The 20,206-nt window shown below is 37.3% G+C and carries 21 protein-coding genes; 18 read left to right on the forward strand and 3 right to left on the reverse strand.

Annotation, left to right across the window (positions count from 1 at the left end):
- From DWZ61_RS06955 to DWZ61_RS06970, 4 genes are read left to right on the forward strand one after another with little or no spacing between them, the layout of a single operon-like run.
- Positions 1–714, forward strand: coding sequence for a CatB-related O-acetyltransferase (locus DWZ61_RS06955; protein WP_118537880.1), 714 nt, complete (start codon positions 1–3; stop codon positions 712–714).
- Entirely contained in the window at positions 698–2,230 is a 1,533-nt protein-coding gene (locus tag DWZ61_RS06960; RefSeq protein ID WP_118537881.1) for an oligosaccharide flippase family protein, read from the forward strand. The genes DWZ61_RS06955 and DWZ61_RS06960 overlap by 17 nt, the downstream gene beginning before the upstream one ends.
- Positions 2,231–2,246: 16 nt before the next feature.
- Complete coding sequence (locus tag DWZ61_RS06965; RefSeq protein WP_118537882.1) at positions 2,247–2,780, forward strand: hypothetical protein; 534 nt, start codon at positions 2,247–2,249, stop codon at positions 2,778–2,780.
- Positions 2,764–4,380, forward strand: coding sequence for a hypothetical protein (locus DWZ61_RS06970; protein ID WP_118537883.1), 1,617 nt, complete (start codon positions 2,764–2,766; stop codon positions 4,378–4,380). Before DWZ61_RS06965 ends, DWZ61_RS06970 begins: the two co-directional genes overlap by 17 nt.
- 192 nt (positions 4,381–4,572) lie before the next feature.
- Here the strand turns inward: DWZ61_RS06970 and DWZ61_RS06975 are convergent, their stop codons facing one another.
- The 3 genes from DWZ61_RS06975 to tnpB all read right to left on the reverse strand — a co-directional run bounded on the left by DWZ61_RS06975 (position 4,573) and on the right by tnpB (position 5,835).
- On the reverse strand, positions 4,573–4,803 hold the full coding sequence (locus DWZ61_RS06975; protein WP_118537884.1) for a transposase domain-containing protein: 231 nt from the start codon (positions 4,801–4,803) through the stop codon (positions 4,573–4,575).
- 82 nt (positions 4,804–4,885) lie between these two features.
- Positions 4,886–5,035, reverse strand: a complete 150-nt coding sequence (locus tag DWZ61_RS19695) for a hypothetical protein (RefSeq protein WP_182427025.1) — start codon at positions 5,033–5,035, stop codon at positions 4,886–4,888.
- Positions 5,036–5,307: 272 nt separating this feature from the next.
- On the reverse strand, positions 5,308–5,835 hold the full coding sequence (tnpB, locus tag DWZ61_RS06985; protein ID WP_118537886.1) for an IS66 family insertion sequence element accessory protein TnpB: 528 nt from the start codon (positions 5,833–5,835) through the stop codon (positions 5,308–5,310).
- 231 nt (positions 5,836–6,066) lie between these two features.
- Here tnpB and DWZ61_RS06990 point away from each other — a divergent pair, with 231 nt between their 5' ends.
- From DWZ61_RS06990 to DWZ61_RS07055, 14 genes are all read left to right on the forward strand, one after another.
- Positions 6,067–6,819: a class I SAM-dependent methyltransferase gene (locus tag DWZ61_RS06990; RefSeq protein ID WP_118537887.1), complete on the forward strand. Its 753-nt coding sequence runs from the start codon at positions 6,067–6,069 to the stop codon at positions 6,817–6,819.
- Positions 6,820–6,821: 2 nt separating this feature from the next.
- Complete coding sequence (locus DWZ61_RS06995) at positions 6,822–7,823, forward strand: glycosyltransferase family 2 protein (RefSeq protein WP_118537888.1); 1,002 nt, start codon at positions 6,822–6,824, stop codon at positions 7,821–7,823.
- On the forward strand, positions 7,795–8,469 hold the full coding sequence (locus tag DWZ61_RS07000; protein WP_118537889.1) for a class I SAM-dependent methyltransferase: 675 nt from the start codon (positions 7,795–7,797) through the stop codon (positions 8,467–8,469). The genes DWZ61_RS06995 and DWZ61_RS07000 overlap by 29 nt, the downstream gene beginning before the upstream one ends.
- A gap of 4 nt (positions 8,470–8,473) precedes the next feature.
- The gene (locus DWZ61_RS07005) at positions 8,474–8,893 is read left to right on the forward strand and encodes a GtrA family protein (RefSeq protein ID WP_181968695.1); all 420 of its coding nucleotides are present in this window, start codon (positions 8,474–8,476) and stop codon (positions 8,891–8,893) included.
- Entirely contained in the window at positions 8,877–10,133 is a 1,257-nt protein-coding gene (locus tag DWZ61_RS07010; RefSeq protein WP_118537890.1) for a nucleotide sugar dehydrogenase, read from the forward strand. The genes DWZ61_RS07005 and DWZ61_RS07010 overlap by 17 nt, the downstream gene beginning before the upstream one ends.
- Before the next feature lie 139 nt (positions 10,134–10,272).
- Positions 10,273–11,232 (forward strand): glycosyltransferase family A protein, encoded by a 960-nt coding sequence (locus DWZ61_RS07015; RefSeq protein WP_118537891.1) that lies wholly within the window; start codon positions 10,273–10,275, stop codon positions 11,230–11,232.
- A 12-nt stretch (positions 11,233–11,244) separates the two neighbouring features.
- Positions 11,245–12,333 carry a DegT/DnrJ/EryC1/StrS family aminotransferase gene (locus DWZ61_RS07020; RefSeq protein WP_118537892.1) on the forward strand — a complete coding sequence of 363 codons (1,089 nt, stop codon included), beginning with the start codon at positions 11,245–11,247 and terminating at the stop codon, positions 12,331–12,333.
- A gap of 1 nt (position 12,334) precedes the next feature.
- Positions 12,335–13,396, forward strand: coding sequence for an aminotransferase class V-fold PLP-dependent enzyme (locus DWZ61_RS07025; protein WP_118537893.1), 1,062 nt, complete (start codon positions 12,335–12,337; stop codon positions 13,394–13,396).
- Between the two features lie 13 nt (positions 13,397–13,409).
- Positions 13,410–14,312: a DapH/DapD/GlmU-related protein gene (locus DWZ61_RS07030; RefSeq protein WP_118537894.1), complete on the forward strand. Its 903-nt coding sequence runs from the start codon at positions 13,410–13,412 to the stop codon at positions 14,310–14,312.
- A gap of 244 nt (positions 14,313–14,556) precedes the next feature.
- Positions 14,557–15,180, forward strand: a complete 624-nt coding sequence (locus DWZ61_RS07035) for a DUF1919 domain-containing protein (RefSeq protein ID WP_118537895.1) — start codon at positions 14,557–14,559, stop codon at positions 15,178–15,180.
- Positions 15,181–15,198: 18 nt separating this feature from the next.
- Positions 15,199–16,233 carry a polysaccharide biosynthesis protein gene (locus DWZ61_RS07040; RefSeq protein ID WP_118537896.1) on the forward strand — a complete coding sequence of 345 codons (1,035 nt, stop codon included), beginning with the start codon at positions 15,199–15,201 and terminating at the stop codon, positions 16,231–16,233.
- A gap of 3 nt (positions 16,234–16,236) precedes the next feature.
- Complete coding sequence (gene wecB, locus DWZ61_RS07045; RefSeq protein ID WP_118537897.1) at positions 16,237–17,406, forward strand: UDP-N-acetylglucosamine 2-epimerase (non-hydrolyzing); 1,170 nt, start codon at positions 16,237–16,239, stop codon at positions 17,404–17,406.
- Positions 17,407–17,433: 27 nt separating this feature from the next.
- The gene (locus tag DWZ61_RS07050) at positions 17,434–18,630 is read left to right on the forward strand and encodes an NAD-dependent epimerase/dehydratase family protein (protein ID WP_118537898.1); all 1,197 of its coding nucleotides are present in this window, start codon (positions 17,434–17,436) and stop codon (positions 18,628–18,630) included.
- Between the two features lie 65 nt (positions 18,631–18,695).
- On the forward strand, positions 18,696–20,189 hold the full coding sequence (locus DWZ61_RS07055) for a hypothetical protein (protein WP_118537899.1): 1,494 nt from the start codon (positions 18,696–18,698) through the stop codon (positions 20,187–20,189).
- Positions 20,190–20,206: the final 17 nt, after the last annotated feature.

A 20,206-nucleotide genomic window follows, 5' to 3' on the forward strand; every position in this document is an offset into this window, starting at 1 on the left:
ATGTTTAGGAGAATAATAAATTTTGTAAAAGGATTCAATTATACACGAAAATTGAATACTCAAAAGAAGTGCAATATACATTGGCATACGGAGATAGATACAAAAACGCAATTCGAGGGATGTAATACAGTAATGCCGCATGTGGGGTTAACTGATTGTAAGATAGGTTACATGTCTTATATTGGAAACAACACTATTTTTTTTAAGACAGATATTGGGAGATTTTGTAGTATAGCGGACAATGTTACAATTATATTTGGAGAACATCCGTCTTCTGTTTTTGCATCCACAAGTCAGGCATTTTATTTTAAAACGGGTATTTCTTATCAGAGTTTTGTAAAGAACGACTATTGGACGCTGGAACAGGCATATCCACATGCTGATAAAGAAAACGACAGGTATTGCATTATTGGAAATGATGTGTGGATCGGCAAAAAAGTAATGATTCGATCAGGCGTTAAAATAGGTGATGGAGCGATTATCGCTTCGGGAGCTATTGTTACTAAAGATGTGGAACCCTATAGTATTGTAGGAGGGATTCCGGCAAGACATATTCGATATCGCTTTGATGATGATGATATTCAGTGGCTGAAGAAAACAAAATGGTGGAATAAAGATGTATCGTGGTGGGAAAAATATGGGGAATATTTTCATGATATTAAGCTACTCCGAAAAAAAATAGAAGAGGATAATTTGAATGGAACAGAATGTTGAAGTGCATAGTAGAAATCAAATAAAAGTGGCAACGTTGGTTTCTTATATATCTATAGCCGTTAATATAATTTCCGGACTGTTGTTCACTCCCTGGCTGATTCATCAATTGGGAGACGGTGATTATGGAATTTATAGCATTGGAACATCTATTATTACGCTATTAATAATGGATTTTGGTATCAGTGAGGCCGTAGCCAAGTATGTGGCCCAGTATAGAACGGAAGGAAAAGAGGAGAAGGTAACAGAGCTGCTCAGCCTGGTGACCAAAATTTACTTGATTCTTGCACTGATTTTTTTGGCATTATTTTCCGTATTATATTTTTTCCTTGGAAATATATATGCTGGATTGACAGCCGGGGAATTAATTAAACTTAAGAATGTATATATCATGATTGCTATTTATAATGTGTTTGCATTTGCATTTACTCCCTTATCCGGAATTATGTTGGCATATGAACATCTGGTAAGTCTGAAACTGTGCGATATAGTTTTACGTTTATTAACGATAGTTATCACGATTATCGCAATTATAAATGGCCTTGGACTATATTCGGCAGTTATGGCGAATGCAATTGCAGGAGTGGCAGTTATTGCCTATAAGCTATACATCATTCAATCCAATCATAGATTTAAAATTGATTTGGCATATCAAGATAATGATTTACTAAAAAAGATATTTTCCTTCTCTGTTTGGGTTGCCTTGCTGGTAATAACACAGAGATGTATATACAGTATTACACCCAGCATATTAGGTGCATTATCCAGTAGTAATGAGGTGACATTGTATAGTGTATCAAGTGCGTTGGAGGGATATGCTTATAGTTTTGGAAGCGTTATTAGCACGCTGTTTTTGGCCAAAATTACTAGACAATTAGAATCCGGTGATCATGAAGGATTTAATAAATTGATTATTACTACTGGGAAAATACAGTTCTTATTATGTGTAATTATTTTAGGTGGATTTATATGTGTGGGAAATGATTTTATCAATTTATGGATGGGAAATGGTTATGAAATAACTTATATTATGACGGTCATCTTACTCATTCCCAGTATATTTATTTGGCCTTTTATGACTGCGAGCGTGGGATTGACAGTGGCAAACAGAGTCAAAGGACCGGCATTAGTCAATTTGGGTACGGCTTGTATTAATATTTTAATGGAGTGCATTTTGGTCGGTAAACTAGGAGCGTTTGGTGCAGTTTTATCCATAGCAGTGGCAAATAGTTTTAAAGGAATTGCGTTAATATTTGTTTATAAAAAATATTTGCCCATACGTTTGCACCAATTCATAAAAGAAGTTTTTGTAGTATATGGAATACCATTAGGTATAATGACAGTAGTGGGGAGAAACTTGCTAAAATTCATCTCACTGGAGGGGACTTTTGGATTTATAATTAAGGGGATAACAATCTTAATTTTATATACAATAACTATATTATTGGCATCCAAATTTTGGGATTGTGAGTTCTGCCAGTTTATTAAAGGTTACATTAGGAAGAGAAAATCAGAATAAAAGAGTGTAAATAACAATGCTAAAAGGGAAAAAGAGATTTTTGCTATTTGGAGTTTGTATAATATTTTTCTTATTAATGTTAAACAGTATAGTAAAATTATGGTCATACGTATTTGATGTGGGCAATGTGAATAAAAATTATCTTGCAGTAGATACTGTGTGGTATAATCCGGAAAATTGCTATCATAATGACGTATTGATCAATACCTTACTAGGACATAAGACATGCGTATGTAATCCAAATAGTTGGTATGCAGAATACTTTGAAGTGTTTTCCCAAGATACGGATATGAAAAATGACATTCCGGTAATTATTAGGAAAGATAAAATTAATATAACAGAGTTTGAAGAAGTTGGTTATTCATTGGCATATGTTCATTCCACACTGGTAGATCATGCAGTGTTTGATATAGTTCAAAAAAAAGATGTACCTATTTTGTTTATACGCCTAAAGGGAATGAAAGACGCTGACCGAGTTGTTGCATTGAATGACGAAGAGGGAAATATATACTTGATGACAGAGGATTATTGGAATGAAACGTATAAATAGTGTAGGGAAATGGGTAGCTCCAATGCTGGTTCTGCTGATTTCAATTATCATTTTTTTTTACACATCGACAATTACATATAAAAACATTGGCACAAATGAATTATTTGCAACAGTAGATGCAATTACGAGAGGGTACAAGATAAAACAGATTATTGCATCCGTAGTATTGTTTATTGCTGGCTATTTAGTAGCACAAGGGACATTCGATAAACAGACAGATGCTATGAAGGCAGCATGGGCAGTGCCTATTGCTGTTGTAGGTTGGTGCATGTGTAGTACAGTAATACTGCTTTTAAGACTGCCATATATTCGTAGTTTTGCATTTGGACTAGTGGGAGCATTACTAGGTGCCATGATATATATTCGAAAAGAATATATTAAAAAGACCAATTGGGGCGTGCTATGCAGATATATTATTTGGTGCGCAGCATTATCTACGATTTTTTCTACGGGAATTGTTCCAACGGTCATGTCTTCGGATTCCTATTATTATGTAATGCAATATGGAGAAGTTGTAGCTAAGGTTGGAAGCTTGAATTTTGATACTGCAGGAGCCACTATGACGTGGACGGGGGTATCTTCTGCCCTGATAAGTTCCTTGGCATATTTTTGTGGATTTGAGACGATTACGGTAATTCATAATTTATTAATAATAAGTATGCTTATTTGCTTTTATTTAACGATGAAAAAGCAGATAAGTAATTTGGGAGCCAGAGAAAACCAGGCAATAGTCGGGGCAGGTGTTTTTACGGTAATGCTTATAGTAATTCCGGCGTTTGAACTTTTGTCTTTCTGGGTTATCTCTAATACTTATTGCATGGTTTACATTTTTCTACTTATGATAGGCATGAATTTATATACAACTGGCGAGAGGGAAAACAAGGCATTGTTGATGTTAATCTCTATGGTAATTTGCTGGCTTACGCTGAGTCGTGCTGAAATGAGTGTCTGCATGGCTTGTATAGTCTGCCTGATAAGTTTCCTACCGCTGACGCAAAGAGAAATGCTTACGTTATCTGTTCCGATGATGGTAGTGCAGTTGTTATATTTAATCGAACTGAACTATCAACAGGCGATTAGTGTGAAAAACGTATATGATTCAATGCTGACACCGGCTATTCAGGCGATAATAACCGTGGCAACAGTAGGGTGTGTAATTTATTCTTTTTTTATAAATAGTAAATTTTTTAGTTGGATACGAAAAAAAATAAATATTATAGTATTTGCTGTTTTGCCAGGCATATGTATAGCAATTTATTTTCTCGATAAAGAAAAATATGTTAAAAGTATAGAAAGTATCATTTATAACTTTAAAACGCAGTATTGGGGGTATTTACCAGCGCTAATTCTTGTATTATATATTGTAATTGCTTTGAATAAAAAAATTAATTTTGGGCTGATTTTTTCTACAGGATATGTGCTCATAAATCTGATATTGTGCCTTGGAAGAAAGCAACCTTTGAGAAATGGATATGGTGATTCCTGTAATAGAATTATGATGTCGGCAATTCCGGTTGTATTTTTTGCATTAATATGTAGTGTGCTTGAGATTGTAGCTTTACGTATTAAAGAGAATAAGGAACAAGAGGAATATAAATGAAAAAACAGAAACGAATACCATATGAAAGCTACATTATTATATATATTATATATTTTTTCCTGCAATTGATTTATGTGTATGCAAAGGGAACTTGTGTGAGTGTCAGCGATGGTAAGTACTCAAACATGGGTACCATAAAATAAAAGAAACCGCCATTTTACTGGCGATTCCTATAGATTTGCTCTTTGACAGTTAAATTAACTTTTTTTGGAGACTTTTTTTCAGACTGCTGCATTTTTTCTGGGCTGCTTTAGACCAGGGAAGCAGGTCAGCAAGGAAGTCACGGCTGGTATCGTCTTGGTGTGCTGCCAGTTCGGTCAGCACATACTCCAGATATTCGTAGACCCGGAGACCGTTTGCTTTTGCAGTCTCTACCAGACTGTACATGATGGTGTTGGCTTCTGCTCCGCGGATGGAATCCACGTTGACCCAGTTCTTACGCCTAAGGGTGAAGGGACAGCTGATGCATCTGATCCGCCTTTTCCGTCTTACGGCCGAAGGAACGCTAGTTCATAAGAGCGATCTGTTCCGTGAGGAACTCCAGCTGGGAACTGATGGAATTCAGCTGAAGCTGCAGTCCTTTGATGATGGTAATGAGGACATGTTTGTCCATCTGATTGAGTTGTTCTTCGGTAAGACTGGAGAAATCTGTCATGCTGCACCTCGTTTCATTTCTGTAAGTATTATAACAGAAATGCCGTAAATATGCCACTTTCGGGGAATGGGATGTTCGTGATAATGACTATGGGCAGAACAAAGCCAGGAAGGGAAGCAGAGGTGGGAATGCAGAGGCAGAAAGAAAAAAGAACTGTACCCGTGGGAGCCTGTAAAGACCTGATACAAGGTATCACAAAGGTCGTACAGAGTCCCACGGGCACAGTAAAAAGGCTGAAAAGCCGTTCGGAAATTTCTCTGTTTTGCACAAACTCAGGAAACACGCCTGCCGCAGAAGAGGAACAGGGTGTTGGGAACAAAGAGGGGCAGGTGATACCGGGTCTCGATGATGGCAGCGAAGGTATCCATGCCGTAGCGCATATCGGTGTAGCCACAGACTACATAGATGGCGGAGAAGGAGGAAGGATCAGCATCCCTAAGCATGACAGAGAGCCGTGATGATACGGCAGAGCACCTCTCAGAGGCTGAGGCATCAAGAGAGAGGGTGACACCACAAAGCAAAACAGAGATCGTGTTGTTAATACACGAATCGGCCGAATTGCGCAAATCGCACAATTCGTGTAATGGTGCTGGAGCCTGCGGAATAATAGGAACGATGTCCGGGAGAACAGAATCCACATAGCTTTCTTTCAGACGGTGTTTCCAGTAGTTGTAGGTGTGGATGGTGTAGCCGTTCTGTTCACACCATTGTCTGACGGTCAGACCGCTTTCGGATTGTTCTTTGCAAAGGACAGTCCACTGGTCGTGTTTGGCCTGTGGTAACTTTTTAGTAGTGTTCATGAGAACCTCCTGAGATAAGACGCAAAGGAAATGCGAATATTTGGAGGTAATTATCTCATGAATGTGGTATTATGGTAAGGTACTCATGATAGAGTGCTTACTTCGTAAGAGTAATTGATAATCTTTATAGGGCGAAGTAACCACATGAGTAAAAGAAAAGCCTCGCAGAGGCGGTTTTGCGAATGGGGTTCTGAATAGTTACAAATAATTTATAACAGAGAGAAGTTTCACATGGAGGAAGATGATAAAGTCATGGAAAAGGAACAAAATGAGTTGTCAGAGAATCTGAATCATTGGGATTATATTGATCGGTATTCCAGATGGATGTATCATACGTATCAGGAATATATCAACGATGGAGATAGAATTTTTGATGTTGGTGCAGGAATGGGACGTATGGTGAAGTTCTATATTAATCGAGCAGCGCAGATAACTGCGACGGACATTTTTCAAAGGCAGGTAGACTATATGAATGAGAGATTTCGTCGATATACTAATTTTAATGCCGTATTATGGGATATTATGAAAGATGAAGTAGGAGATTATAAAGGAAAGTATGATACAGTAATTTGCATCAATGTATTGGAACACTTAAAGGATGACAATCTGGCTATACAGAAAATGAAGGAATTGTTGAAGCCTGGAGGAAAATTAATAATAATGGTGCCGGCTTTGCAAAAATTATATTGTTCCTTAGATGAAAATGTAGGACATTATCGCAGATATGACAAAGGTGATTTGCAACGACTTGCCAAGGATAATCATTTGACAATTAAAAAAAATATATATTTTAACCAACTGGGTATTTTGCCTTATTGGTGGAAAGGAAAAAGGAAAGCTAAGACGAAAGAAAGCTTTAGCTCTTCTTTGAATGAGAATAATTCAAAAATATATAATTTTGCATCAATGCTGATAGAGCCGGTTGAAAAGATAATTTTGCCCAGAAAAGGCCTTTCGGAGTTGATTATCTTAAGAAAGGAATAAATATGAAGCTTATAATTCAGATTCCCTGTTATAATGAAGCAGAAACTTTAACAATTGCATTAAATGAATTACCTAGGCATATAGATGGGATTGATGCGATTGAATATTTAATTATAAATGATGGGAGCACAGATGCGACTGTAGAGGTTGCAAAATCTTGGGGAGTTAATTACATCGTATATCAAAAACAAAATAGAGGCTTGGCCAAAGGATTTATGGCAGGACTGGATGCGTGTTTGCGTAACGGGGCAGACATTATTGTAAATACTGATGCTGATAATCAATATAGTGGACAAGATATTGAAAAAATAGTAAGACCAATTATTGAGGGAAAAGCTGATATTGTTATAGGGGACAGGCCAATCGATACAACGGAACACTTTTCCATGATAAAGAAAACACTTCAACATTTTGGAAGTTGGGTGGTTAGGATAGCATCAAATACCGATATTCCTGATGCTCCGAGTGGTTTTCGGGCGATTAGTAGAGAAGCGGCATTAAGAATAAATGTAACTAATGAATATACATATACGTTAGAGACTATTGTACAAGCTGGAAGAGAGCGGATTCCTATGACACATGTTCCCATTCGTACCAATGGAGAACTTCGTCCTTCTAGACTTTTCAATAGTATGTCAAGTTATGTACAAAAATCGATGGTAACGATTATAAGAGCATATATAATGTATAAGCCATTGAAATTCTTCACTTGCGTGGGAGCGGTTCCCTTTTTAATTGGAACTGTATTGGGAATTAGATATTTGATTTTACTTACAACGATTAATGCCACTGGACATATACAATCTCTGATATTGTCAAGTGTGTTGCTACTCATGGGATTCATCACATTTATAATAGGATTTATGGCAGATATACTGGCTAAGAACAGAATGATATTGGAAGATATTCAGTATCATGTGAGAAAAATTGATTATGAAGGAAAAGAGAATATAGGATTAAGTATCCAGGAGGCATATGGCAGAGATGAGTACAAAAAGCACTGAGGTAGTTCAACCGGAGGGTAACTACTATGATAAATATCATTCGACCAATCCGATCGTAAAATGGATGATGAAAGGGTTCAAGGATGCCATCAGCGAGTTGTTGGATATAGCAGGAAAGGAATTTTGTCAGAGATGTGAAACCGGATGCGGAGAAGGCGAAATAACCTCATTTATAAAAGATATGTATCAGAATGCTGAGATTGATGCGTTTGATATATCGGAAAAGGTAATAGCAGAGGCCAGTGAAAAGATTCATGGTATTAACTTTTATACTGGAAATATCTATACAATGGAGGTTCGAAAGCCGGGAGAAGCTGAAAAACACATTTTGAACAAGGGAAGATATGATCTTGTGATATGTTCAGAAGTGTTGGAACACCTAGAAGATCCGGAACAAGCATTGAAAAATATAAAAGAACTGTGTAATGAAAATGGATTTATACTTTTAAGTGTTCCCAAGGAACCTATTTGGCGAATATGCAACATGGCAAGAGGAAAGTACTGGAAGGATCTTGGAAATACACCGGGGCATATCCAACATTGGACCAAAAAGAAATTTTGCAGAATGGTTGTTAATAATGATATGAAAATTGTATCGGTAAAAACTCCATTCCCATGGACGATGGTACTTGCAAGGAAGGGATAAGCAAGTGAAAAAAAAAGAATTATATAGCTACGTATTTTGGGGCGTACTCAGTACAATCCTGAATATTGGACTGGCTCAACTGGTGGTATGGAGCGGAATTGATTATAAAATATCGAATGCTATTACGTTGGTGATTGTAAAGGTGTTTTGCTACTTCACAAATAAGATATTTGTATTTAAAACACCGTTCGGATCTTTTCATAGGTTTATAACGGAAATTGTCCGCTTTGTTTGTGCCAGATGGATTACATTTTTGGTAGACTATTTTGGCGTTATTTTGTTGGTAGAAGTGATGAAACAATCGTTCTTTTTTAGTAAATGCGCATTGAGTGTGATAGTAATTGTATTGAATTATATTCTGAGCAAGAAGATGGTGTTCCATAAACAGAGAGAGAATGGGGTTGCGGATGAGAGCATACAGTGATTTAAAAATTGCAGTAGCAGGAACAGGGTATGTTGGACTTTCTATTGCTATACTATTAGCGCGGCATCATGAAGTTATGGCAGTAGATATTGTGCCGGAAAGAGTGCAGAAAATAAACAACAAACAAGCAACAATCCATGATGATTATGTGGAAAAGTATCTGAGGGAGGAAAAATTACGACTCACAGCAACACTGGATGCTAAAAGTGCGTATGGGGATGCGGATTATGTTATAGTTGCAACCCCAACGAATTATGATAGCAGGAAAAACTTTTTTGACACTTCTGCGGTGGAAGAAGTAATAGGAATGGTGATAGAATGCAATCCACATGCAGTTATAGTGATCAAAAGTACTATCCCGGTAGGATATACAGAAGCCATTCGTAAAAAGTTTCAATACAGCAATATATTGTTTAGCCCGGAGTTCTTAAGGGAAAGCAAGGCATTATATGATAATTTGTACCCATCCAGAATCATTGTCGGGACAGATATGAGCGATGACAATTTACAGAGAGCAGCACATATTTTTGCAGATATGTTAAAGGAAGGTGCAATTAAGGAAAATATCGATACACTGTTTATGGGATTTACAGAAGCGGAAGCAGTGAAGCTGTTTGCTAATACCTATCTGGCACTGAGAGTCAGTTATTTTAATGAATTGGACACTTATGCGGAGCTAAAGGGATTGAATACGCAGCAGATTATTAAAGGAGTATGCCTTGATCCGAGAATCGGTGATTACTATAATAATCCCTCTTTTGGATATGGTGGGTACTGTCTTCCTAAGGACACAAAACAGTTGCTTGCTAATTATCAGGATGTACCGGAGAATCTGATAGAAGCTATTGTGGAAAGTAATCGTACCAGAAAGGATTTTATTGCAGATCGTGTATTACAGATGGCTGGGTATTATGATTATGAAAACGAAAATGTATATGATTCAAAAAAGGAAAAAAATATAGTTATAGGTGTCTATAGACTGACGATGAAGACAAATTCGGATAACTTCCGGCAAAGCTCTATTCAGGGAATTATGAAACGTGTTAAGGCGAAAGGTGCAACAGTCATTATTTATGAACCAACGCTGAATGCAGAGACAACATTTTTCGGAAGCAGAATTGTAAATGATTTGAAAGAGTTTAAAAGGGAGAGCAACGTAATAATTGCAAATCGATATGATGCAACGTTAGAAGACGTGAAAGAAAAGGTGTATACCAGAGATATATTTAAAGCAGATTAAATATTTATAGATTATGGAAAATGCTTCAAATAAAGAGTGCAAAAGACCAAGTTGAAGTATAAACATCAAAAGATATAAAAGTTGATAAGCTTTTTCTTTTGTGGGATAATAAACAATATTAAAAGAGGTTATAGTAAATATGAAGAAAATGCCATTTTTTTCGATTATAATTCCTGCATATAATGCGCAGGACTATATAGAAAATTGTATAAAAAGTATTTTAGAACAAAATTTTCAAAATTATGAAATAATAATCATTGATGATGGATCTACAGATGATACGTTAAAAATAATAGCAAGTTATGCTCAAGCATGTGATAACATTATTTTTTCACATAAAGAAAATGGCGGAATAGGAACAGCAATACCTATAGGCATTGAACTTGCGAGCGGTCAATATATAGTTTTTGTGGACAGTGACGATACTGTTAAAAAAAGCATGCTCAATGATTTATATAATATAGTTGTTCAAAATGAAAAAAAAGTAGATGTTATACAATATGGACTAGAGTTTAGGGACTTGCAGGGGAATCTTATTACGCAGGAAATTCCGCCTAAGTATGATATAGAAGGTACAGCAGAAATTTTGGCTGATCATTTTGAAAAATTTGTTACACCTTCATTGGCATGTAGGTGCTTTGCAAAATCATTATTTTGGGAGGCACAGTATATTAACCAAAATATTGGAATAGACGAATTGCTTATCGTTGAACTTTTGGCAAAAGCTAATTCGCTTGTAAGCATTAGTGAAGTTTACTATATTGTTTCCGTTAGATACGGTAGTGTATCAAGAGAAAAATACTCGGAAGCAAGAGTAAAACAGTACATAAATGTGTATAATAAATTAATAGATTTTGTTGAAAAAAATTGTGTATATATAATAGACTATATATATATAAAATATTTCAAAATACTAATAAATATTTTGAAGTCAGTAAATGGGGACATTAAGAAAAGATATAACATATATTCGAAATATGTGGATTGTTATACAAAATTGAAAAAATCAAATGCGTATAAAGAAAGAAAATTATTTAAAGTTAAGGCTTATCTTTTGTATATTTACTGTACTATAAAATCAAAAATGAATAATTTTTAGGAGGAAAAGAAAATGATACCTTTAGTAAAACCATATATTGCACCACGAGATGAAATGATGCCTCAATTAGAAAAGATACTTTATAGTGGCTATATTGCAGCAGGAGAAACTGTAGACGAGTTTGAGCAGAAATTTGGTGAATATATAGGAAATAAAAATATTTTAGCATTAAATTCAGGAACGGCTGCATTACATATTGCGTTGCTGTTAATGAATATAGGCCCAGGAGATGAAGTAATCAGTACAGCGATGACGGCAGAACCGACAAATACAACAATTGCTATAACAGGTGCGAAAGTTGTATGGGCTGATGTCGATGTGAGGACTGGGCTGCTGGATCCCAATGCGGTAAGAGAAAAAATAACAGAACATACTAAGGCAATAATGTTAGTACATTATGCTGGAATGGTTTGTGATATGAACGAATTTAATAAAATTTCAAAGGAATATAACATTCCCATTATTGAAGATACAGCACATGCTTTAGGAAGCAGATATAATGGTAAACTGGTGGGGGCTAATTCCAGATATACATGCTTTTCATTTCAGGCTATAAAACATATGACAACTGTAGATGGTGGTGCTATTAGTTTTACCGATGAATCAGAAATGGTAGAGGCAAGAAAACTTCGTTGGTTTGGATTGGATAAAAAAGTGTCAAGACTTAACAACGATATTAAGAGGGCTGGTTATAAATATGGAATGAATAACGTGAATGCAATGATTGGATTAGTACAAATGGAACACGTTCGGGATATTATTAATAGACATATTGAAAATGGAAAATATTATGATAGAGCATTGCAAGGGATTCCGGGAGTAGAATTAATTCCATATTATTCGAACACAGAGCCATCGTATTGGTTGTATACTATGAAAGTTGAAAACAGAGACGAGTTTTGTAAAATGTTACAAGAGCATGGAATTACAGCATCTCAATTGCATCATAGAAGTGATACGCATAGTGTTTTTGAACAATCTAAATGTGAACTGCCGGCATTAGATGATTTTTATTCGAAATTTGTTCATATTCCGTGTGGCTGGTGGGTAAGTGACGAAGACAGAGAATACATTGTAGATATTATAAAAAGAGGATGGTAGAATGATACCTTTATATAAACCACATATGCCCCAATTACCTGAATTAGAAGAAATCCTTTATTCTGGACAGCTTGCATATGGAAAGTATTCTTTAAAATTTGAAGAAGTGTTGCGTGAATTTTTGGGTGTGAAGAACAGAGTTCTTGTAACGAACTCATTTAACATGGCAATAGCTGTAGTAAATTCAGTGCTGAATATACATGCTGGTGATGAAGTTATAGCATCGCCAATGGCATGTTTAGCATCTACACAGCCTTTTGTTGCACATGAAATTAACATAAAATGGGCAGATATTGATCCGACAACAGGAACACTTGACCCGGGAAGCGTAGAAAGAAAAATTTCTTCAAAAACAAAAGCAATAATACATAATCACTTTTGCGGATACCCAGGTTATATTGATGAAATAAATGAGCTGGGCAGAAGATATGGGATACCTGTCATTGATGATGGGATAGAGGCTTTTGGAAGTGAATATAAAGGGCAAAAAATAGGCAATTGCGGAACCGATATCACTATTTTTTCGTTTAATGCAGTTCGATTACCAAATACAATAGATGGTGGGGCCATTATTATAAATAATGCAGAGCTATTAAAAAATGCAGAGTTGATTCGGGACTGTGGAATTGACAGATCTATTTTTAGAGATGACTTAGGAGAAATAAACCCACAATGTGATATAACACTAAGAGGCTATAGTGCAACAATGAGTAATGTAAATGCCTATATTGGAATAGAACAAATGAAGTGCATGGAAGATATTATAAGGAAACAGAAAATTTGCGCTGAAATGTGGAAGAATAGGCTGAAAGACAGCAAAGATATAAAAATTATTGAAAGAAAGGAGATAAATCCTAATTACTGGGTCTTTGGAATGCTGGTTGCAAATAAAAGAGCAGTGATAGAAGATTATAGAAAAAAAGGATGGTATGCATCAGGGGTACACTTAAATAATGATAGATACACAATATTTGGAAAACAGAGTGCATTGCCTGGTGTAAGTGAGTTTTATTCAAAATTTGTCGCATTACCATGCGGTTGGTGGACCCAAGATAATAAGTGAAAGAGAGATAAACATGAATAGAGGTATTAAAATATCAGAAATATGTAAAACATTTGGATTAACCTATGAGGGTAATGATATAGAAATTGATGGCTTGAATTTTTGTAATCGACCCAGTCAATATAGTAAAATTTTGACGTATGTTACCTCGGGAGAATATGTTGATATTATAAAAAATAATTCCGCAGTTGCGGCGATTGTGTTAGATAAAAAGAACTATTTTCAATACGTTATGAGCTTGGGGGAAAAATATACTTATATTGTTTGCAAATGTCCTGAAAAAATATTTTATGATATACATGATTATTTATATTATCAGAAGCATTTTTATGAAAAATATAATTTTGTAAAGGAAATAGGCAGCGATTGTAGTATTGAAGAAGGTGCAATTATAGAAGATGGTGTAAAAATAGGAAATAGGGTAGTGATTGGACATAACACCGTAATAAAGAGAGGAACAACAATAAGTGATGATTGTGTAATCGGATGCAATACAACAATTGGCTCTGAAGGTTTTCAGGTTCTTAGAATAGATGGAGTAAACAGAAAGGTAAAACATTGTGGAGGGGTATTTATTGATAAGGATGTAAGCATTGGGGATAATACAGATGTATGCAATTCTCTATTTGAAGGGAACACACACATAGGAAAAAATACGAAAATAGATAATTTGGTTCACGTTGGTCACAATGTTTTCATAGGAGATAATGCGGTTATTACAGCAGGTACAATACTTTGTGGAAGCTGTGTAGTAGAAAATCAAGCGTGGATAGGTGTAAATACATCTATACTAAATAGAGTAGTGGTAGGAGAAAATTCTAAAGTGGGAATGGGAAGTGTTGTAACACATAATGTACCAGCTGCAACATTGGTGTATGGGGTACCGGCGAGAATAAAAGATCACAATACTATGTAAATAATAGATAATTACAGTATAAATTTCCTTTCTAAAAATGCTTATAGAATATTAAATCAATCTATACAGAAACAAATTTGGGAAAACAGAATTGCATAAGAAAAAATGAATGCGATAATTATTAATTAATGTGATATAGGGCTAGAAGTTATGAAAGACAAAGTATGCTTTTGTAATATATGTAAAAGGAATGAGTAGTTGTAGTATTTGCAAAAGGTGTGACGGCCAAGAAAGGAAGCGCAAGATGGACGCACTTAGGCAACTGAGAAATGAATATAGAAATATAATGTTTTTATCTAAGCAAAGGAAACGACTCGTTAATAAGGATATTTGCCTGATTGCCAGCAATTGTAACGGGGCAATGATACTTCATGATTTGGGGTTACAATTTAAAAGTCCTTTTGTTAATCTTTGGCTAAGACCTAAGGATTTCATAAAGTTATTATCATCACTGAGAGAATATATGGGGTATGATTTGAAGTTTACAACAGAGGAAGGAATAGAGTACCCTGTTGGCTTATTGAAGGATATTAAGATTTACTTTCAACATTATAAGACAGAAGAAGAGGCAAAAGCAAAATGGAATGAACGGGCGAAGCGAATGGACTATAATAAACTCTTTATTCTATTTACAGATAGAGATGGATGCACTGAGCAGGATATCGTAGAGTTTGATAATTTGCCATATAAGAATAAAGTAATATTTGTTAACAAACCACATCCCAATATAAAATCAGCAGTATATATTAGAGGATTTGAAAATGATGGGTGTGTTGGACCATGCATGGCCTATAAAAGTAAAATTTCTTACAAAAAATATTATGATGATTTTGACTATGTAGAATGGTTTAATTCGGCAGAAAAGTAGTTATGAGAGGAGAAAAATATGTCTTTATTTACAGGAAAAACATTAATGATTACTGGTGGAACAGGTTCTTTTGGAAATGCAGTTTTGAATCGGTTCCTTCAGACAGATATTGGAGAAATCCGTGTTTTTTCGAGAGATGAGAAAAAACAGGATGATATGCGCCACGAATATCAGGCGAAGATGCCAGAAGTGGCGGATAAGATCAAATTTTACATTGGAGATGTGAGAGACCTTAATTCAGTTCGTTCTGCTATGTATGGTGTAGATTATATTTTTCATGCAGCAGCTTTGAAACAGGTACCATCTTGTGAATTTTTTCCGATGGAAGCTGTTAGAACGAATGTTATTGGAACAGATAATGTCCTGACCGCCGCAATTGAAGCAGGTGTAGAATCAGTAATATGCCTTTCTACGGATAAAGCAGCATATCCCATTAATGCAATGGGAATTACAAAAGCGATTGAGGAAAAGGTAGCAGTGGCAAAATCCAGAAATTCCGGAAAGACGAAGATATGCTGTACCCGTTATGGTAACGTCATGTGCTCTCGCGGGTCCGTAATTCCGCTGTGGATTGATCAGATTAAAGCCGGCAATCCGATTACTGTGACGGAACCGTCCATGACCCGTTTTATTATGAGCCTGGAGGAAGCGGTGGATCTCGTACTTTTTGCATTTGAAAAGGGAGAAAACGGAGATCTGTTGATCATGAAAGCACCAGCCTGTACGATTGGAACACAGGCAGAAGCAGTGTGCGAGCTGTTCGGAGGTAAGAAGGAAGATATTAAAGTAATCGGTATTCGTCATGGTGAAAAAATGTATGAAACGCTGCTCACAAATGAGGAGTGCGCAAAAGCAATTGATCTTGGAGGTTTCTATAGAGTGCCTGCGGACAACCGTGGTCTGAATTACGATAAGTATTTCAAAGATGGAGATGCTAAGAGAAACACACTTACAGAATTTAATTCTAATAATACTAAGATGTTAAGTCTGGAGGAAACTAAGGCTACGATTGCAAAACTGGCATATATCCAGGAAAGACTGGCGGAGGATTAATCAATGTTTGACTTTAAGTGGAAAGAGAATGGATCAATCAAACTGTTGATTATAGTTGGGACAAGACCGGAGATTATCCGTCTGGCAGCAACTATTAAGCGTTGCAGAGAATATTTTGATTGCTGTGTGGCCCACACTGGGCAAAACTATGATAAGAATCTGAACGATATTTTCTGGTCTGACTTTGAACTGGGTGGACCGGATGTCTGGATGAATGTCGTAGGAGAGAATCTGGGACAGACCTGCGGGAATGTTATTGCGAGAAGTTATGAACTGATGACAGAGATTAAGCCGGATGCTCTATTGGTACTTGGAGATACGAACAGCTGTCTGTCAGCCATTTCCGCAAAAAGGCTTCATATTCCCATTTTCCATATGGAAGCCGGAAACAGATGCAAGGATGAGTGCCTTCCGGAAGAGACGAATCGGAGAATTGTGGATGTGATTTCGGATGTGAATCTGCCGTATTCTGAACCGGCCAGAAAATACCTGCATGAGATGGGAATGCCTAAGGAGAGAACTTATGTAACAGGATCTCCGATGGCAGAAGTGTTGCATGGTAATCTTGACAAAATAGAAGCATCGGAGGTGTTGGACAGACTGGACTTGCAGCCGGATAAATATATTCTGTTGTCAGCGCATAGAGAAGAAAATATTGATACGGATAAGAATTTTACTTCTCTGTTTGAAGCAATTAATGCATTGGCAGAAAAGTATGATATGCCGATTCTCTATTCCTGTCATCCAAGATCCAGGAAGAAGCTTGAGTCCAGTGGATTTAAATTAGATCCCCGCGTAAGGGTAAATGAACCGTTGGGATTTAATGATTACAATAAACTTCAGATGAATGCATTGGCGATCGTATCTGACTCCGGTACATTGCCGGAGGAAAGCAGCTTTTATCTGTCAATCGGACATCCTATTGCAGCGGTATGCATTCGGACTTCCACAGAGCGACCGGAGGCACTGGAATCCGGGAATTTCATATTGGCCGGAATTACGACACAGGAACTTCTGCAGGCAACCGGTATGGCTATTGATATGAAACAGAAGGGGGTTCTAGGAAAACCGTGCCCGGATTATACGGATGAGAACGTATCTATGAAGGTAGTGCGGATCATACAGGGCTATGTAAATGTCGTGAATAAGATGGTATGGAGAAAAGAGCAGTAACGAAAAGAGAGAGTACGGAGATAACTGATGAACATATTAGTTACAGGTGCTAAGGGGATGGTAGGAACTGCCCTCGTCAATAACCTGAAAAATATCAAAGAGAATAAGAACAGAACCAGACCGAACATTCATGTCGATGAAATCTATGAATATGATATACAGTCGACAGAAGCGGAATTGGATGCTTATTGCAAGTCAGCTGATTTTGTATTCCATCTGGCAGGAGTAAACCGCCCGGAGAATCCGGAAGATTTTATGCGGGGGAACTTTGGATTTACATCGAAGCTACTTGATACGCTTAAAAAGTATGGGAATAAAGCGACAATCATGCTGTCGTCTTCCATTCAGGCAACATTGGCTGGAAGATTTGGAGATTCCGAATATGGTCGTTCAAAGAAGGCGGGAGAAGAGCTTTTCTTTCAATATGCGAGAGAGACCGATGCCAAAGTTGCCGTGTATCGTTTTCCTAATCTGATGGGACATAGCAGGCCTAAATATAATTCCGCAGTCAGCACATTTTGTTGGGCTGTTGCGAACGATGAAGAATTTACGGTAAACGACAGGGCAACAGAACTGGAATTACTGTACATAGACGATCTGATAGAAGGTATGTTTGATCTCATGGAAGGTAAGGAGCAGCGTTGCGAATTTGACGGTGTTGATACTGTTCTGAAAGAAGATGGACGGTATTGCTGTGTACCGGTAACGCATAAGGTTACTTTAGGCGAAATCGTGGATCTGTTACAGGAATTTAAGGAACAGCCGGTTTCGTTACTTATGCCGGAAATGCCGAAGGGGTCTTTTGCAAAGAAATTGTTCTCCCTGTATCTTACTTATTTACCGACGGAAAAATTCAAATATCAGCTGAGGATGAATGCGGATTCGAGAGGGTCCTTTACAGAATTGATGCATACGGTGAATTGCGGTCAGGTATCCATTAATATCAGTAAGCCGGGAATCACAAAAGGTCAACATTGGCACAACAGTAAGTGGGAACAGTTTATTGTAGTGTCCGGCCATGGACTGATACAGGAACGGAATATCAATACCGGAGAAAAAATCGAATTCGAAGTATCCGGAGACCAGATTGAAGCAATATATATGATACCGGGATGGTCCCATAATATTATAAATCTGTCTGAAACGGAAAATCTGATAACGGTTATGACCTGTAATGAAATATTTGATCCGGGACATCCGGATACATTTTTTGAACCGGTGTAGGAAAATGAATTATTAGTATGGAATGACAGAAGCGAATCATGGAATACAGGAGGGCAAAGAAAAAAATGAAAGAACGAGAAATTGATTTGCTGGATATGATAGCAGATATATTGTCACATTGGAGAGGATTACTGATAGCCATAGTTCTGGGAGCAGTTCTGCTGGGAGCATTCAGTTATACGAGATCTTATCGGAATATGCAGAATATGCAGAATATGCAGAATATGCAGTCACAGGAGGCAGAAAATACATCTGAGGATGAGATGGCTATAGAAGAAAAGTTAGCACAATTAAGTGAAAATCTGGATGATAGTCAGCTGACAGCGGTATTGACGACTGTTGATGATGCAAAAGAATATGCGTTGAAGAAGCAATATGTGCAGGAATCCATCTATATGCAGTTAGATCCTATGAATGTTGCACAGGAGGAACTGATTTACAATATTCAGGAAAAAGATGAAAATGGATCTCAGCGCCTGGGAACAATCTATAGAAATACCCTTAACAGTGTCGGATTGTACGACTGGATAGAACAACAGACCGGACTGGAAGCTGCATATGTAGGGGAACTGGTCTCTGTCAGCGTGGATTCCGGTTTGACGCTTACCAATGGGGAGCCCTTGACTATTGGAGGAAGCGATAGTCTGAAAATAATAATCCGAGGAGTCGATGCAGAGTCTTGCGGGAAAATTGCAGAAGCGGTAAAGACTTATATGGAACAGCAACAGGGAAATTTGAACACCCGGTTGGGAAGTCATGAATTGGTGTTGCTTTCTGAAGTGTCTGGCAACATAATGAACATGGATGTGATGAATCAACAGACAGCTTACAGAAATTCGATTTATGGCCTGGAAACAACCATTGCCGCTGCAAAAGCAGCATTTTCAGAAGACCAAAAACAGTATTATACGCTTCTGATGAAGGAAAACGGTTTGGAAGATACGACAGACGCAGAACAGAGCATTGTGGAAGAGGAGCAGCTGGTTCCGGAAAATCCTGCGGTAAGCAAGAAATATGTGGTGCTGGGAGCTGTCCTGTTCGCCTTTATATATGCTGCGGTCCTGTGTATGGGGTATATTTTTAACAGTCGAATTCGTGTAAACGATGGATTGCAGGATCTATATGGTATTCCTCAGATTGGCGTGGTGGTAAAAGATTCCAAGAAAAAGCTGTTCCTGGATAGATGGGTTAACGGTTTACGACATTACGGCAAGCGCGAATTTACTGCAGAGCAGTCCATGGAGCTGGTGTTCGCAGCGATAAAGATAGCAGCTGCCAAGAACGGACAGAACAGTATCTGTCTGATGGGATGCAATCTGGGGGCCGGAGCGGACAAGGTATGTGAAGGACTTAAGGCTGCTCTGGAAAAGGAAGGCCTTAGCGTTACAATACTGAATAACGTGCTGTATGATGCCGAAGCTATGGAGAAAGTAAGTGCAGCCCAGGGAGCGGTTCTGGTAGAAAAGGCAGGATCGACCTTGTATAATGAGATTGTTGCAGAATTAGAGTTACTGAAACGACTGGAGATTCCCGTACTTGGTGGAATCACGGTAGAATGATAAGGAAGTATTAGCAT

This window comes from Clostridium sp. AF34-10BH (genome assembly GCF_003478095.1).
Lineage (GTDB): Bacteria > Bacillota > Clostridia > Lachnospirales > Lachnospiraceae > Acetatifactor > Acetatifactor acetigignens.

Excerpts from the sequence above, each read along its gene's own strand:
- DWZ61_RS06970 (WP_118537883.1), top strand. The coding sequence starts at position 2,764 with ATGAAACGTATAAATAGTGTAGGGAAATGGGTAGCTCCAATGCTGGTT.
- DWZ61_RS07020 (WP_118537892.1), top strand. The coding sequence starts at position 11,245 with ATGATACCTTTAGTAAAACCATATATTGCACCACGAGATGAAATGATG.
- DWZ61_RS07000 (WP_118537889.1), top strand. The coding sequence starts at position 7,795 with ATGGCAGAGATGAGTACAAAAAGCACTGAGGTAGTTCAACCGGAGGGT.
- DWZ61_RS07055 (WP_118537899.1), top strand. The coding sequence starts at position 18,696 with ATGAAAGAACGAGAAATTGATTTGCTGGATATGATAGCAGATATATTG.
- tnpB (WP_118537886.1), bottom strand. The coding sequence starts at position 5,835 with ATGAACACTACTAAAAAGTTACCACAGGCCAAACACGACCAGTGGACT.
- wecB (WP_118537897.1), top strand. The coding sequence starts at position 16,237 with ATGTTTGACTTTAAGTGGAAAGAGAATGGATCAATCAAACTGTTGATT.
- DWZ61_RS06955 (WP_118537880.1), top strand. The coding sequence starts at position 1 with ATGTTTAGGAGAATAATAAATTTTGTAAAAGGATTCAATTATACACGA.
- DWZ61_RS07035 (WP_118537895.1), top strand. The coding sequence starts at position 14,557 with ATGGACGCACTTAGGCAACTGAGAAATGAATATAGAAATATAATGTTT.
- DWZ61_RS07030 (WP_118537894.1), top strand. The coding sequence starts at position 13,410 with ATGAATAGAGGTATTAAAATATCAGAAATATGTAAAACATTTGGATTA.
- DWZ61_RS07050 (WP_118537898.1), top strand. The coding sequence starts at position 17,434 with ATGAACATATTAGTTACAGGTGCTAAGGGGATGGTAGGAACTGCCCTC.
- DWZ61_RS06995 (WP_118537888.1), top strand. The coding sequence starts at position 6,822 with ATGAAGCTTATAATTCAGATTCCCTGTTATAATGAAGCAGAAACTTTA.
- DWZ61_RS19695 (WP_182427025.1), bottom strand. The coding sequence starts at position 5,035 with ATGACAGATTTCTCCAGTCTTACCGAAGAACAACTCAATCAGATGGAC.
- DWZ61_RS07015 (WP_118537891.1), top strand. The coding sequence starts at position 10,273 with ATGAAGAAAATGCCATTTTTTTCGATTATAATTCCTGCATATAATGCG.
- DWZ61_RS06990 (WP_118537887.1), top strand. The coding sequence starts at position 6,067 with ATGGAGGAAGATGATAAAGTCATGGAAAAGGAACAAAATGAGTTGTCA.
- DWZ61_RS07025 (WP_118537893.1), top strand. The coding sequence starts at position 12,335 with ATGATACCTTTATATAAACCACATATGCCCCAATTACCTGAATTAGAA.
- DWZ61_RS07010 (WP_118537890.1), top strand. The coding sequence starts at position 8,877 with ATGAGAGCATACAGTGATTTAAAAATTGCAGTAGCAGGAACAGGGTAT.
- DWZ61_RS06960 (WP_118537881.1), top strand. The coding sequence starts at position 698 with ATGGAACAGAATGTTGAAGTGCATAGTAGAAATCAAATAAAAGTGGCA.
- DWZ61_RS07040 (WP_118537896.1), top strand. The coding sequence starts at position 15,199 with ATGTCTTTATTTACAGGAAAAACATTAATGATTACTGGTGGAACAGGT.
- DWZ61_RS06965 (WP_118537882.1), top strand. The coding sequence starts at position 2,247 with ATGCTAAAAGGGAAAAAGAGATTTTTGCTATTTGGAGTTTGTATAATA.